The organism is Aquimarina sp. (assembly GCF_977115655.1).
In genome coordinates, this window is record NZ_CDSBKO010000028.1 from 54,290 (window position 1) to 70,213 (window position 15,924).

Below are 15,924 nucleotides of genomic sequence, written 5' to 3' on the forward strand. Positions count from 1 at the left end.
CAAATATAAATGAATTTATGAATCTAATATGTTCTCCTTGTGTTTTGGGGTATATTCTTCTGCTTTTCGGGAATATTTCTCAACACTCCAAGGATGTTTCTCAACACTCCGAAGATGTTTCTATACACTTCGGGCTTATTTTCCGGTATTCTCAGGATATAGTCAATAAATTAAGGACGCATACAAGCTTCAATAGCATTCGAAAATAGTTGCTTTAAACTAATTCCGGCTTTATTTGCTTGTTGAGGCAAAATACTGGCTTCACTTAATCCGGGATTGGTGTTCATTTCTACAAAATGAGGTTCTCCATTATGAAATATATATTCGCTTCTCGAAAACCCTTTCATTTTTAAAATTTGATATACTCTTAGTGCAAGATCCTTAACTTTTTTGGTGTCGTAATCAGACAGTCGGGCAGGTGTTATTTCTTCAGATTTACCAAGATATTTAGCTTCATAATCAAAAAATTCATTTTGGCTAACAATTTCTGTAATAGGCAAAACCAAATCCTTGCCGTTATATTGAATAACCCCAACAGAAACCTCTGTGCCACTCAAAAAAGATTCAATTATAATTTCATCATCTTCCTTATATGCAACTTCAATTGCAGGAAAAAGCTCTTCTTCGGTTTTAACTTTGGATACGCCATAGCTGCTACCCGCTTTATTTGCTTTTACAAAACAAGGCAAACCTACTTTATCTATAATAGCTTTGGTATCTATTGTATCTCCTTTGTTCAAAAAGTAATTGGTAGCGGTAGGTATTCCATAAGGTTTTAAAGTGCTTATGCAATCTCGTTTGTTAAAAGTAAGTGCTGCTTGATAAAAATCACAAGAGGTTTGTGGTATTTCTATAAGTTCTAGATATGCTTGTAACAATCCATCTTCGCCGGGTGTGCCATGAACGGTGTTAAAAGCAGCATCAAAATTAATTTTGATTTTATCTATAGTAACAGAAAAATCATTTTTATCAACAGGATATTTTTGATTTTTATCATCTATATAATACCAGCCATTACTGGTAATGTGTATTTTATAAGGGGTGTATATATCTCTGTCCAGATTTTTGTATATTACATTTCCACTTTGGATCGAGATATCAAATTCGCTGGAGTATCCTCCCATCAAAATAGCTATGTTTTTTTTCATGGAGTATTTTTTTTAAAAACAAAAATATCATTTATCTCATAAGAAAAGATTAAAACTTTCCGTTTTTATATATTTGTCCAAATTATAAATGTATTTATGAATTTTTTCAAAAACCTTTTCAAGTTTGTTTATAGCAAATTATTCTTGATTCAGTTGGTTATAGCAGTTGCAATGATTGCTATATTATCTTATGTAACACTAGAATGGTTGGATAGCACAACAAACCATAATCAACGAATTGTAGTGCCCAGTTTAAGCAAAAAGACATTAGATGAGGTAGATAAAGTGCTTAAAGAAAAAGAATTACGATACGAAGTGCAGGATTCTGCAAATTTTGACCCCAATTATCCCAGATATTCTGTAATAGAACAAAATCCGGTAGCAGGTAGCGAGGTCAAAGAAAACCGTAAAATTTATGTAACACTAAATCCATCCGGATACCGCAAGATAGAAGTTCCCGATGTAGTACAAAAAACAAAAAGGCAAGCAGAACCAAAATTAATAGCGTTGGGGTTTAAGATAGGTGCGATTACCTATCAACCCAATATTGCTAAAGATATGGTGTTGGAATTGAGGCACAAAGGCAAACGATTACAACCGGGAACTAAATTAATGAAAACTTCGACTATTGATTTGGTTTTGGGAGACGGACAAGAAGGAACAATAAACCTGTCTAATTGATTTTGAAAGATAATACAGATATAGAGGACCTGGATACTAATGATGATCTTTATGAGCATTATCGTTTTGTGGCCGGTGCAGGACAGATCCCGTTACGGGTCGATAAATTTTTAATGAATTTTGTTGAAAATGCGACCAGAAATAAAATACAGCAAGCAGCCAAAGATGGCAGTGTGTTTGTAAATGACATTGCTGTAAAATCAAATTATAAAGTAAAACCAAAGGATGTGGTACGGGTGTTGTTTGCCCACCCTCCTTATGAGAATTTATTGACCCCAGAAAATATTCCTCTGGATATCGTATATGAAGATGAGGTGCTACTTGTGGTCAATAAGCCCGCAGGTATGGTAGTTCATCCGGGGCACGGTAATTATTCTGGTACTTTGATTAATGCATTGATTTATCATTTTGATAATTTGCCCAACAATAGTAGTAACCGCCCCGGATTGGTACATCGTATAGATAAAGATACAAGCGGGTTATTGGTGATCGCTAAGACAGAAGAAGCAATGACACACTTGGCAAAACAGTTTTTTGATAAAACCAGCCAACGGGAATATGTAGCTATTGTGTGGGGAAATATCGAGGAAGAAGAAGGCGTTATTGAAGGAAATATAGGCCGGCATCCTAAAAACAGATTGCAAAACACTGTTTTTGAAGGGGATGATGCATATAAAGGAAAACCTGCGGTTACGCATTATAAGGTTATAGAAAGATTAGGATATGTAACATTGGTTTCCTGTAGATTAGAAACAGGAAGAACTCACCAAATACGGGTGCACATGAAACATATTGGCCATACTTTGTTTAATGATGAGCGGTATGGAGGCGAAAAAATTTTAAAAGGAACAACTTTTACCAAGTATAAGCAGTTTGTAGAAAATTGTTTTAAAATATTGCCAAGACAGGCGTTACATGCAAAAACCCTTGGCTTTGAACACCCGGTAACCAAAAAACAAATGTATTTTGAAACACCAGTACCAGAAGATATAGAGCAGTGCGTTGAGCGATGGAGAAATTATGCCAAAAACCAATTGCCGGAAGAGTAGATATCTGGTAAATAGGTATTCATTTGATTGTTACTAAAGCGTTTGTGAAGTATTAAATAAAGGTTATTAAAAACTTTATTTTGAAATAAATATAAATAAATGACGAAATAATAGTATTTTAGCATTTTAATATTTTATAATGAGCAAAGGAACAGTAAAATTTTTTAATGACTCCAAAGGATTTGGATTCATCACAGAAGAAGGATCAAACAAAGATCATTTTGTACACATTTCAGGTTTAATCGACGAAGTGCGTGAAGGTGACGAAGTAGAGTTTGACCTTAAAGAAGGTAAAAAAGGAATGAACGCGGTAAACGTGAAAGTATTATAATATACATTTTGACTTTTTTAAAACACAAGCCCATCAAATGATGGGCTTTTTTTGTGTTAATAAAACCTTCTAACCGCTTTTAGTATTTTATCTGCACGTTGTAAATCCAGATTTTTTATATACTTATAAGTTCGATTCAAAAATTTTTGGGCTTCTATATTATTTTTGTAATCTTTTCTTGTGTTATACAAATCCAACGCTATTTGCAAATCATAAACACTAAAAGGGACTCCGGTATACTCTTGAAGGATTTGTAAAAAAGTAAAGCCAAATTCCTGAGTAGGTTCAATCATAGTACCTTCTCCAAAATCATTCCAGGTTATAATTTGAATAAAATCAGAGAGCTCGTGGTGGGTATAGTTAAGGGTTTCTACAAAAGTATGCCCGGCATTGGTGTCAATAACCCAATCATTGGCACCGGTAGACCATCCCCCTTCTGTATAAAAACTTTTAAACCCCGGGTAAGACGATCCTACTGTTATTTTGTTAAGAGTCTGATAAGTTTCATAATAGTACTGATGCGCAAGTAGATGATCTTTGTCTATCCACAAAAACTCTCCGGATGCATTAACCCCAACCCGGTCTTTTGCAGCCCATAGCGTTAAAAAATCCGGACGATTTTCAGGAGGCAGAATATCAAATACCTGATTCCACTCTAATTCTGTTTTTAAGTAATTGGGGCCAAATACAAACAACATCTTTTTATTGTTATATTCCATGTATTCCGGGCTGGAAAAATAGGTAGAATTAATGTATGTTAAATCCTCTTGGGCAACATTAATAAGATCGGTACTTAAAGAATCTTCGGTAGCCTGCAACGTAACCCGGTCCTCATACATGATCGAAAAAGTGAGCCCTAAATCTTCGAGGGTATCTATAAAAGTTTCTGTTGATTTTTTAATTAGTCCGTAATCATGCAAATCCCTGCTGCCATACCAATCAAAAATAATCCCATCAATACCAGATAATTTCATCATCAAAAAATGATACTCGTGTAAATCAGGGTCAGATGACGAGTAAGGACCAATAAGGGGATAGTAATATGAAGCAATTTGCAAATTTCCATTTGGCATTTGGATATCCGGGTTTTGATTGCTCATCGTCCAGTGTTGCCCCCAATATCCATCAAAATCTTTATTTTGAAACCAAGGCAGGTAATGTACATAGATTTTTTTTGGATTTTCTTTAACAATATCCATCCCCGAGATATCTGCAACGTTTCCCTTTTGCTCTAGTTTTAAAAACTCCGTTTCTTCTTTTAATACTTTTAATAACTCAGCATCTGTGTACGTGGTATCTTGATGGGTTTCTGTAAGAAGTAATTCTTTAGTTTCTTGTTTTTTGATAGAATCAAAATCTTCTTTCTCACAAGAACTAAGAAAAATAAGAGATGAAAAAGAAAGGACAATAAAAACAATATAGGGTCGTAACATAGTATCAAAGATTAAATTATAAGACTATTTAAAATTTTTAAAAGAGAGCTTTTTGGTAAGAAAATTTGTGTGCGACCAAATAAGTGAGAGTATCTTTAAAAGTTGAAATGTTAATTTTCTACAAGCTCAGTATGATAACCAGAAGTTGTTTTTTTGACATTCTCTAATAAACTTTTATAACGAAAAATAGAAATTTCTATCTTTATTGTAATAACGTTATTATAACTAAAGGTAGTTAGAAATTTCTTTTTTAAAAAGTTTTTTTTGTTTTTTTTGTAATTTTATATTCTGTATATCAGTATTTTATATTTTTTTTGACTTTGAGTTTGTATATGTGGAAATTGATTTTGTTTTTTAAGTACCCAAGGCAAAAAACTTGCGCCAAATCAGATCAGGGATCAAGCATAGTACTTGTGCATGGCTAAACCGAAGCAGGATAACAGTTGTGTTTTTTAACAAAAAACAGATAAAAAAATAATTTGTTAGTGCAGGTTTAAAGCCAAAAAAATATTAAGGTATTATTGGGATAAAGTAATAAGATTAGTTGTTTAAATACATTGGTAACTGCTTACAAAAAAGATTTTTAAAAATACAAATAGAAGAAAACAATACTTAAATAGATAATTAATACTTTACTGGATTTTTAATATCCCCAGACAATTGTATTTTTGGGAAACATAAATCTCGTCTAAATGAAAATTGTAATATCTCCTGCCAAATCTCTGGATTTTGAAACTACAGTACCTGCAAAACAATATACAACACCATGTTTTATTGCAGAAGCAGAAAAACTGAATGAAGTTCTTAAGAAAAAATCTCCAAAAAATATTTCAGAACTAATGAGTATAAGCGATAAATTGGCGCAGCTCAATTGGCAACGTAATCAGGACTGGAACCTTCCTTTTACAATCAATAATGCCAGACAAGCAGTATATGCTTTTAACGGGGATGTGTATACAGGATTAGATGTGTATACGCTTCCTGAAGATAAACTAGGTGTATTACAGGATAAATTGAGAATACTTTCTGGATTATATGGTGTCTTAAAACCATTAGACCTTATGCAACCTTATCGTTTGGAAATGGGAACGAAGCTAAAAGTGGGAAGAAAAAATAACTTGTATGAGTTCTGGAAAGAAACAATCACTAAGCACTTAAATGAAGAGTTAGAAGAAGGAGAATTATTCGTAAACCTTGCAAGCAACGAATATTTTAGCGCAGTAGATAAAAAAACATTAAAAGTACCTGTAATTACTCCTCAGTTTAAAGATTGGAAAGGGGATAAACTTAAAATGATTAGCTTTTTTGCTAAAAAAGCAAGAGGTATGATGGTTCGTTATATTATCGACACAGGTGCAGAAACCCTGGAAGATTTAAAAGGGTTTAATTACGAAGGGTATGGCTTTAGTGAAGAATATACTACCAAGCCTGATGAATTGGTTTTTATAAGGTAGGTTATTTGGTAAAATCAACTTTTATATGATCTGTAAAATTAAACAACAATGTCGGGTTTTTACAATCAAATGATAATCTGGGTTTTCATATTTGCAATCTAAAAATTAGATTTATGAAAAAAGTTGTTTTTGTTCAATTATGTATACAAGAAAATAAGGTGGAAATTTTCTTAAACCATGCAAAAAATATGGTTAAAAAAAGTAATGAAGAAACAGGATGTTTGAAGTATAAGTTATTGAGAGATACTTATAAGGATGGTGAGTTTTTTATTTATGAAGAGTATCAAAATCAAAAAGCAGTTGAAAATCATAATGCATCCAAACATTTTAAAGATTTTTTGAACTTAGTGATGCCGTTTTTGACAAAGGAACCAGTTATAGAAACTTTTTAATGATTAAAAAGAAGACATACCATCCTAATTTGTTTCTTTCAAAATATATAGATCGATTTTATACTTTTGAACGATCTGATAGTGTTGGTTTTGAGCTTTCACCCATTTTACCGGGTACAGGCCTGGAGATATTATTTTATATAGATACTCCTTTATCGGTTAATGGTCAAAAATTAGAAAAGGGCCATATCGTTTGTCCACGAACAATTTCTTATTTTGATAAGCTTGATAAAGTAGCACTTATGTCTGTAAGATTTAAAAGCGGGGCATTTCGGCATTTTACTTCAATACCTTTTTCAGAATTGAACAATAGTTACTTGTCGATACAAGATATCTGGGGGGATAGAGGAAAAAAAATACTTTATAAACTTAATAATGCTCTTGAAATTAAAGATAAAATTAAAGAAATAGAAATTTTTTTAATGGACTCTTTTACGATTTATCATCAAGAAAAAAATGATAAATGGGATAGGGTTATAGAAGACTTGTATTACAATTTTGATAATAATACTATAAACGAATTATCTAAAAAAGTAAATATAAGCACTCGCCAGTTGGAAAGAAATTTTAAATTCCAATTTGGGATAACAGCTAAAGAGTTTCAGAGAATAACAAGATTTCAGAATACCATAAAAAAAATACTTCTTAATAAGCCTGCTTATTATTTAGATGTAGTATTGGATAATGGGTATTTTGATCAAAGCCATTTTATAAAAGAATTTAAGTTTTTCACAGATAAAACACCAGGAACATATTTTACTCAGGAGAGTTTTAAAAATCATTTTTATTACGAATCTCTAAAGAAAATTTAAAAAGAAATTTAAAAGATAATGTGATTAGTATTACTATGTGTCATTCTGTTTTAAATGTGCATAATTTTAGTATCTTCAACTTTGATTAGCAATATAAATTAGCAGATGTACAAGATTATTAATTTCTTAGATTGGGTAGGTGAAAAAGTAGGCTCATTAGTTAGCTGGATCTCAGTAGTGCTAGCCATAATTATTGGTCTGGATGTTGTTATTCGTTATGTTTTTCGATTTACCAATGTTTGGATGGTAGAAATAGAGGTTTATCTATTCGGGATGTTATTTTTATTAGCTTCTGGGTATACATTTAAGCACGAAAAGCATGTTCGGGTAGATGTTTTTTATTCTAAACTATCCAAAAAAGGAAAGGCTTGGGTGGATCTTTTAGGGGGTATATGTTTATTGATACCCTGGTGTTATGTTGTTATTGTTTCTTCCTGGTATTATGGGTTGTCTTCTTTTTTAATTAATGAAACATCTGCTCAGCCGGGGGGATTACCTGCATTATATGTGCTTAAATTTTGTGTTACTATAGGATTTGTTTTTCTTTTGCTTCAGGGAGTAGCTCATATACTCAAATCCATTCAAATCATAGTTAATAACGATAAGTAATGGGATATCTGGCAATAGTATTGTTTGTTGTTATTTTTGTTCTCATTCTAAGAGGATATCCGGTTGCTTTTACCTTGGGGGGGATTTCTGTAGCTTTTGCTTTTGGGGTCTCTGTTTTTGCTCCGGAACAATTTCAGATGTCTACATTTTACTTACTTCCTTCCCGAATAATGGGGGTAGTAAATAATTATGTGCTAATGGCGGTTCCTTTGTTTGTCTTTATGGGGATTATGTTAGAAAAATCCGGACTAGCGCAAAGCCTGTTAGAAACAATGGCAATGATGTTTGGTCGTGTACGTGGTGGTTTAGCTATTTCTGTGGTTATTGTAGGAGCCTTGCTGGCAGCCTCTACAGGAATTGTTGGGGCAACAGTGGTGACTATGGGATTAATAAGTTTGCCCACAATGCTCAAAAGAGGGTATAAAACAGAGCTGGCTACAGGTGTTATAGCATCGGCAGGAACATTAGGACAAATTATCCCGCCATCTATTGTTTTGGTATTATTGGCAGATACAATTAATAGTTCTTCCAGAGGGGCGGCATCTGTAGATGTAGGAACTTTGTTTTCTGCAGCAATGTTGCCGGGATTATTACTGGTAGGGTTATATATAGGCTATATCTTAATAAAATCATATATCTATAAAGATCATGCCCCAAGTATCCCTGCTGAAGAAATAGCAATATTTAGAGGTACCAATTTTATAGCAAAAATCCTGAAAGTATTGTTCTTGCCGCTACTATTGATCGTATTGGTATTAGGTTCAATTTTTACAGGAATAGCTTCGCCTACAGAGGCTTCTGCAATTGGAGCGATAGGAGCAACGGTTTTGACAGGGATTCAAAAAAAGTTTTCGTTAAAAATTCTTAAAGAAGTAGCACAAGAAACTACTAAGCTAACCGTCATGGTATTTTTTATCTTACTGGGTGCAACTACATTTACATTAGTATTCAGGACATTGGGAGGGGATACTTATTTGCAAGAACTAATATTATCGTCTGATCTAACCCCAATATTATTCCTGTTGTTAGTAATGGTGGTTATTTTTATAGCAGGTTTTTTTATAGATTTTATTGAAATCATTTTCATTATAGTTCCCGTAGTGACCCCGGTTTTTAATGCATTGGGAATGGATATGCTATGGATAGGAATTTTGATAGCGTTAAACTTGCAAACTTCTTTTTTAACTCCTCCCTTTGGGTTTGCATTATTTTATCTTAAAGGAGTAGCCCCGGAAAGTGTAACGACAAATCAGATTTACAGAGGAATTATACCCTTTATCATCATCCAGTTACTTATTGTTGGTATCGTAGTGTTTTTTCCTGAGATTATTTTTATTTCAAAATAAAAAAATAGTAGTATGAAACTAGTAGTACAGTTGCAATATAGTATAACAAAGACATTTACAATGGTAATGATTGCATTACTGTTTTTATCCTGCTTGGGAGAGCCGCCTGCAAGTATGAACGTTAATTCGTATGATATAGCTAAGCCAGATAAAGTATTTTATTGGAAAATGACCACTACATGGCCTCCCAATTTTCCGGTAGTGGGAGAAGTAGCAGAAAAATATTCAAAGTGGGTAGAAGAACTATCTAACGGGCAAATCAAAATAAAGGTATATGGCGGAGGAGAATTGGTGCCACCATTAGAGGCTTTTGATGCTGTGTCACAAGGAACTATCGAAATGGGATGCGGAGCAGCATATTATTGGGCAGGAAAAACGCCAGCAGCACAATTTTTTGCAGCAGTACCATTTGGTATGAATAGCCAGCAGATGACCTCTTGGCTAGAAGTTGGCGGCGGGTATGAATTATGGAAAAAAACATACGCTAAATTTAATCTTGTACCTTTTATGGGAGGAAATACAGGGGTGCAAATGGGAGGATGGTTTAACCGGGAAATTAACTCTGCCGAAGATTTTAAAGGACTTAAAATGAGATTGCCGGGCATTGGTGGTAAAGTGTTGGAAAAAGCAGGAGGAGCAGCGGTTTTGGTAGCTGGTAGTGAGGTATATACAAGCCTGGAAAGAGGTGTTATTGATGCTACAGAGTGGATAGGCCCATATCACGATTATAAAATGGGGTTTCATAAAATAGCAAAATATTATTACACACCAGGATGGCATGAAACAGGCTCGCAATTAGAATTTTTTGTAAACAAAAATTTATACGATGGCCTGCCACCACATTTGCAAGCAGTATTACAGGCAGCTTCCAAAAGGGCGCAAGTATGGGTTTTGGCAGAATTTGATAAACAAAATGGAATTTATCTGGATAAATTGATAAACGAAGAAGGAGTTGAAATCCGTGAGTTTTCTAAAGAAACCCTGGATGTTCTTCGGGCATACACAAAACAAGCCATAAACGAAATGATAGGGGACGATCCCTTATCTAAAGAAGTATATGAGAGCTATTCTGGTTTTCAAAAAAAGATTTCCAAGTGGTCAGAGATAACAGAAAAAGCATACTATAATAAAATACAGGAACAATAAAAAAAACCGTTTCAGAAAAATGTCCGAAACGGTTTAAGTCAAAAAAATGTTTTATTATAATTCGATGGTCGTTTCATTACCATCAGCATCTGTTTGTGTAGCAATATTATCACATTTACCGTCCCCATAATTTAGGGTTACAGTAGCACTGTTTTCTTTGGTAACCACAACTCCGCTAACAATATATTCGCAAGAACTTTCGTTTCGCAAAGGCACAGTAATTTCAACACTATACTTATCACCATTACCAAACTCTGTTATGCTGTTGCCAGTAGTTAACGAATAAAAAACCAGACTGGCAGGGGTGTCGGGATTAGTGCTGCCAGAAAAGGACTCTGTAGTAAAGTTGGTTTTACTGGTTGCTGTAAGGGTATCTTTCCATACAAAAGAGAAATCAGAAGTCGTTGTAAATTTGGTGTTTCCGGTATCATTTTGAAATGAAAATATGGTAGTTGCATTTCCACTAACAGTAATATCCTTGTAAACAACCTTGTCCAGAGTATACTTTATTTCTATTTTACTTTCGTTATCCAGTTTAAGGCTAAAAGTCATACGAATACTACCAGAAATAACCACACCGTTAGATAATTCACAACGCTCGCCAAAATCAATGACCACAGTTTTTATATCCTCTGTTATTTCAGAAGTGATGGTAGCACATTTTGGGGTTTTTATTTTAGAATTGGTTTTGCTGCGAACACTCGATTCGGTTCCAAAAACATTTTCTACGATAGAGATTATTTCTTTATTTGCAGAGGCAACATCTTTATGCTGTTTGGATGTTGTAACAGCAGTGATTGGTGTTTGTGTATCGTTATCATCATTATTACAGCTTAGTAAAAAACTACAGACCAAGCATACCATACAGGCAAAGGCAAAAACTCTTTTTTTCATTATAATAGGCTTTTATTTAAAAAAAATTGAAAATTCTTTTTAGGTTATTATGACCAATAACGATTATGAGATGGAAAATCTTATAAAGAGTAGCTTTAATTTTTGTTAATAATTGTTAAGGATATCACAGAATAGTTTTATTTATACCAATTTTTGTAATGCTATTGCGTGACATTTTTGTTATTGATATCTTCGTAGCGAATGTTCGCTAAAAAAAGTTTAATTTATAATTTACATCATGCAAATCAAAAAAGTATTAGTAGCTAATAGGGGAGAAATTGCAATCCGTATTTTTAGAGCTTGTACAGAAATCGGAATACAAACAGTAGGGGTATACACTTATGAAGACCGTTACTCATTACATAGATATAAAGCCGATGAAGCATACCAGATAGGGGATAACCATGAACCATTAAAACCATATTTGAACATAGATGCAATTATAAAAGTAGCTAAAAACAATGATGTAGATGCTATTCATCCAGGGTATGGATTTCTGTCAGAAAATGCAGACTTTGCGCAAAAATGCTTAGACAACAATATTATTTTTATAGGCCCCAAAGTATCTGTACTTCGTTCTTTGGGAGATAAAATCACAGCAAAAAAAGTAGCTATAGATAATAATGTTCCAATTATCCAAAGCAATAAAGAAGATCTTACAGATATTAAAATAGCTATAAAAGAAGCAAAACGTATTGGTTTTCCGGTAATGCTTAAAGCAGCATCGGGAGGTGGGGGACGAGGAATGCGGGTTATCCGAAATGTAGAAGAATTAGAAAAAGCATATCCAGAATCCCGCAGAGAAGCACTTAATGCTTTTGGAGATGATACCGTATTTTTAGAAAAATTTGTAGAGAACCCAAAACATATCGAAATACAAATTGTAGCAGATCATCATGGCAACATGGTACATCTTTTTGAAAGGGATTGCTCTGTACAACGACGATACCAAAAAGTAATCGAATATGCCCCTTCTTTTGGCGTTTCTGAACATATAAAACAAAATCTCTACACGTATGCTATCAAAATATGTAAAGCCGTAGAATATAACAATATAGGGACCGTAGAGTTTTTGGTCGATGATGATGGTAGTATTTATTTTATTGAAGTAAACCCCAGAGTACAAGTAGAACATACGGTAACCGAAATAGTTACAGGAATAGATCTTATTAAAGCACAGATATTTATTGCCGGAGGGTATAAATTATCGGATCAGCAAATTAAAATAGAAAGTCAGGATAGTGTAAAAACTATTGGATTTGCTTTACAATGCAGAATAACTACCGAAGATCCTGAAAACGACTTTAAACCCGATTATGGAACCATTACTACCTATCGTAGCGCATCAGGATTTGGGATTAGACTAGATGCAGGAAGTGTGTATCAAGGGGTAACTATTTCCCCCTTCTTCGATTCTATGTTAGTAAAGGTATCTGCAAATAGCAGGACATTGGATGGGGCATGCCGAAAGATGTTGAGAGCCCTTTCAGAATTTAGAATACGAGGGGTAAAAACCAATATGCCGTTTTTGGACAATATCTTGCGCCACGATACCTTTAGAAAAGGAGAAGTAACCGTTAATTTTATTAGGGATACAAAAGAGCTTTTTGTTATAAAAGAACCACGTAACCGCGCTACCAAATTAGCAAACTTTTTGGGGGATGTAATTGTAAATGGTAATTCTGATGCAAAAAAAACAGATGCCAATAAAGTTTTTGTTACCCCGGTTATACCAAAATTTGACGAAACCGCAGATTATACCAAAGGAACCAAAGATTTGCTTACAGAACTTGGACCAGAAAAATTTGCAGAATGGTTAAAAAATGAAAAGAAAATTCATTTTACAGATACCACCATGCGGGATGCGCACCAAAGCCTGTTGGCAACACGAATGCGTACGTATGATATGCTTAAAGTAGCCGAAGGATTTGCAAAAAACCATCCCGGGGTTTTTAGTATGGAAGTATGGGGGGGAGCTACCTTTGATGTGTGTTTACGCTTTTTAAGAGAAAACCCGTGGGAGCGGCTTCGCTCTTTGCGTAAAGCAATGCCCAATATTTTGTTGCAAATGCTTATTCGTGGATCCAATGGGGTAGGATATACCGCATACCCCGATAACCTGATCGGGAAGTTTGTAGAACAATCCTGGGAAAATGGCGTAGACGTATTCAGGATTTTTGATTCCTTAAACTGGATGAAATCTATAGCACCTTGTATAGAACATGTGCGTACAAGAACCGGGGGACTGGCAGAAGGCTCCTTATGCTATACCGGGGATATTCTGGATCCAAAACGAACAAAATACACTCTGCAATACTACATACAACTTGCCAAAGATATTGAAAATGCAGGAGCACATATTTTGGGAATCAAAGACATGGCAGGGCTATTAAAACCGTATGCAGCTTACGAACTGATTTCGGCATTAAAAACCCAAATTAATATCCCGATACATTTGCATACACACGACACCTCCTCGGTACAGTCTGCAACTTATATTAAAGCCATTGAGGCAGGAGTAGACGTAGTAGATGTAGCTCTTGGGGGATTATCAGGATTAACATCCCAACCTAACTTTAACTCGGTAGTAGAAATGATGCGATTTCATGAACGTGAAAACCAAATCAACATACCTAAATTAAATGAATACTCTAATTACTGGGAACAAGTAAGAGAGTATTATTATGTTTTTGAATCCGGATTAAAGGCAGGAACAGGTGAGGTGTACCAACATGAAATCCCCGGAGGACAATATTCTAATCTGAAACCGCAGGCAGAAGCATTAGGATTGGCAGATCGTTTTCATGAAATAACCAAAATGTACGGCGAAGTCAATACACTATTTGGAGATATTGTTAAAGTAACACCAAGTTCTAAAGTAGTAGGGGATATGGCACAATACCTGGTAAGCAATAATCTAACCATAGACGATGTTAAAGAACGGGGTGATACTATCTCTTACCCACAATCGGTAGTTAGCTTATTTAAAGGAGAATTAGGGCAGCCAGTAGGAGAGTTTCCAAAAAAATTGCAAAAAACGATACTTAAAGGACAAAAACCTTTTACCAACAGACCCAATGCGCATCTGGAACCAATAGATTTTGAAATCGAATTTAAAGAATTTGTTAAGATATTTAAAAAAGGAATGGGAAGAGATCTCGATATTACCGATTTCCTTTCCTATAAATTATATCCCGAAGTGTTTACAGGAGCATACAACCATCATTTAAAATATGGAAACGTAGTAAATATCCCCACAAAAAACTTTTTCTATGGGATGACACCAGGAGAAGAAATAATTATTGAAATAGACAAAGGTAAAGTACTGCTAATAGAACTAATATCTGTAGGAGAACCTAACGAAGAAGGTATGGTAACCGTATTTTTTAAAGTAAACGGGCAAACCAGAAACGTAGAAATAAAAGATAATTCTATCAAAGTAAATAAAGTTGTACACATAAAAGCAGATAAATCAGACATCAAACAAATAGGAGCACCCTTACAAGGATCATTATCTTCTGTATTGGTTAAAACAGGGCAAGAAATCAAAAAAAATGACCCGCTATTTATTATTGAAGCCATGAAAATGGAAACCACAATAACCGCTAACGAAAATGGAACAGTCAAAAAAATTGTTCTTAAATCCGGTACTATGGTAAATGCAGATGATTTGGTGGTTATACTCAAATAGTTTTACCTACTTTTACGCAATGCAATATTTTTTAATTATAGCCTTGCAAGGCTTTTGTATTTATCACGCCATTAAGAGTAAAAATAATTACTACTGGTTCTTTGTAATTGTGTTTCTGCCTGTGATAGGAAGTCTTATTTATCTTTTTACTCAGGTATTCAATAAAAAAGATCTGGATGTAGTTCAAAAAGAAGTTATACATGTTATTAATCCCACCAAAAAGATTAGTGACTTGCAAAAGCAATTGGATTTTGCAGATACATTTCAGAATAGAACCAATCTGGCAGATGCTTTATTAGAAACAGGAGATTATACAAATGCAATAAAAGAATATGAAATTGCAATTAATCAAGATTATAAAAAAGATGCAGGGGTAGTTAAAAAATTGATGGAAGGATATACTTATCTTAAAAACCATGATAAAGTTGTGTCCTGTGCCAAGTATATAAACACCAAACCAGATTTTAAAGGATCTCGAAGCCAGTTTTTATACGGATTGGCATTAGAAGAAAAAGGAGAATCAGAAGAAGCAGAAAAACAGCTAAGACAAATTGATCAACGATATTCAAATTATCAGGAAAGATATATACTAGCTCAATTTTTGATAAAAAAAGGAAACCCACAAGATGCTAAAGAAATCTTATTAGAAATAGTAACAGAGTCAGATCACATGTCTAAGCCTAATAAGAATAAATATCGGGAAGTGATAAGTGATGTAAAAAAACTAGTAGCCTCCCTGTAATTATAAGTTTAGTGATCTAAAAACAAATAAACGAATAAACATCAAACGCCTCCAGAATCCTTAAGGTTTTTGAGGCGTTTGCTTTGTCTGCTAATGCATAGTGCTCTAATACCATTTTAACTTTGAAATAGCACTAATAAATTATACCATTTCTTAATTAAAAATACTGTTATATGCGGTTATTAAGTATTGGTGA

At 34.0% G+C, this 15,924-nt stretch carries 14 protein-coding genes; 11 read left to right on the forward strand and 3 right to left on the reverse strand.

The genetic code is table 11. From position 1 onward, the window contains the following. Positions 1-170: 170 nt before the first annotated feature. Positions 171-1,148, reverse strand: a complete 978-nt coding sequence (locus tag ACZIYX_RS12985) for a D-alanine--D-alanine ligase (protein WP_462682675.1) — start codon at positions 1,146-1,148, stop codon at positions 171-173. Positions 1,149-1,319: 171 nt separating this feature from the next. On the opposite strand from ACZIYX_RS12985, the gene ACZIYX_RS12990 reads away from it, so the two are divergent. The 3 genes from ACZIYX_RS12990 to ACZIYX_RS13000 all read left to right on the forward strand — a co-directional run bounded on the left by ACZIYX_RS12990 (position 1,320) and on the right by ACZIYX_RS13000 (position 3,209). Continuing rightward, positions 1,320-1,829, forward strand: a complete 510-nt coding sequence (locus tag ACZIYX_RS12990; protein ID WP_462682676.1) for a PASTA domain-containing protein — start codon at positions 1,320-1,322, stop codon at positions 1,827-1,829. Positions 1,830-1,831: 2 nt separating this feature from the next. Continuing rightward, on the forward strand, positions 1,832-2,878 hold the full coding sequence (locus ACZIYX_RS12995) for an RluA family pseudouridine synthase (protein ID WP_462682677.1): 1,047 nt from the start codon (positions 1,832-1,834) through the stop codon (positions 2,876-2,878). Between the two features lie 139 nt (positions 2,879-3,017). After that, positions 3,018-3,209 carry a cold-shock protein gene (locus ACZIYX_RS13000; protein ID WP_462682678.1) on the forward strand — a complete coding sequence of 64 codons (192 nt, stop codon included), beginning with the start codon at positions 3,018-3,020 and terminating at the stop codon, positions 3,207-3,209. Positions 3,210-3,265: 56 nt separating this feature from the next. Here the strand turns inward: ACZIYX_RS13000 and ACZIYX_RS13005 are convergent, their stop codons facing one another. Further along, positions 3,266-4,642, reverse strand: coding sequence for a glycoside hydrolase family 71/99-like protein (locus ACZIYX_RS13005; RefSeq protein WP_462682679.1), 1,377 nt, complete (start codon positions 4,640-4,642; stop codon positions 3,266-3,268). A 692-nt stretch (positions 4,643-5,334) separates the two neighbouring features. Here ACZIYX_RS13005 and yaaA point away from each other — a divergent pair. The 6 genes from yaaA (at position 5,335) to ACZIYX_RS13035 (ending at position 10,401) form a co-directional block, all read left to right on the forward strand. Continuing rightward, on the forward strand, positions 5,335-6,096 hold the full coding sequence (gene yaaA, locus ACZIYX_RS13010) for a peroxide stress protein YaaA (protein ID WP_462682680.1): 762 nt from the start codon (positions 5,335-5,337) through the stop codon (positions 6,094-6,096). 113 nt (positions 6,097-6,209) lie between these two features. After that, a complete protein-coding gene (locus ACZIYX_RS13015) occupies positions 6,210-6,488 on the forward strand; it encodes a putative quinol monooxygenase (RefSeq protein ID WP_462682681.1) in 279 nt (92 codons plus the stop codon). Next, positions 6,488-7,300, forward strand: a complete 813-nt coding sequence (locus ACZIYX_RS13020; protein WP_462682682.1) for a helix-turn-helix domain-containing protein — start codon at positions 6,488-6,490, stop codon at positions 7,298-7,300. The genes ACZIYX_RS13015 and ACZIYX_RS13020 overlap by 1 nt, the downstream gene beginning before the upstream one ends. Before the next feature lie 105 nt (positions 7,301-7,405). Further along, positions 7,406-7,909, forward strand: a complete 504-nt coding sequence (locus tag ACZIYX_RS13025) for a TRAP transporter small permease subunit (RefSeq protein ID WP_462682683.1) — start codon at positions 7,406-7,408, stop codon at positions 7,907-7,909. Further along, positions 7,909-9,255 (forward strand): TRAP transporter large permease, encoded by a 1,347-nt coding sequence (locus ACZIYX_RS13030; RefSeq protein ID WP_462682684.1) that lies wholly within the window; start codon positions 7,909-7,911, stop codon positions 9,253-9,255. The genes ACZIYX_RS13025 and ACZIYX_RS13030 overlap by 1 nt, the downstream gene beginning before the upstream one ends. A gap of 12 nt (positions 9,256-9,267) precedes the next feature. Beyond that, positions 9,268-10,401 carry a TRAP transporter substrate-binding protein gene (locus tag ACZIYX_RS13035; RefSeq protein WP_462682685.1) on the forward strand — a complete coding sequence of 378 codons (1,134 nt, stop codon included), beginning with the start codon at positions 9,268-9,270 and terminating at the stop codon, positions 10,399-10,401. Between the two features lie 54 nt (positions 10,402-10,455). On the opposite strand, the gene ACZIYX_RS13040 is transcribed toward ACZIYX_RS13035, so the two are convergent. Then, positions 10,456-11,295, reverse strand: a complete 840-nt coding sequence (locus ACZIYX_RS13040; protein ID WP_462682686.1) for a hypothetical protein — start codon at positions 11,293-11,295, stop codon at positions 10,456-10,458. A gap of 238 nt (positions 11,296-11,533) precedes the next feature. On the opposite strand from ACZIYX_RS13040, the gene ACZIYX_RS13045 reads away from it, so the two are divergent. Both ACZIYX_RS13045 and ACZIYX_RS13050 read left to right on the forward strand, forming a co-directional pair. Continuing rightward, positions 11,534-14,986, forward strand: coding sequence for a pyruvate carboxylase (locus tag ACZIYX_RS13045; RefSeq protein WP_462682687.1), 3,453 nt, complete (start codon positions 11,534-11,536; stop codon positions 14,984-14,986). Positions 14,987-15,005: 19 nt separating this feature from the next. After that, entirely contained in the window at positions 15,006-15,728 is a 723-nt protein-coding gene (locus ACZIYX_RS13050) for a tetratricopeptide repeat protein (protein WP_462682688.1), read from the forward strand. The last annotated feature ends 196 nt before the right edge of the window (positions 15,729-15,924 follow it).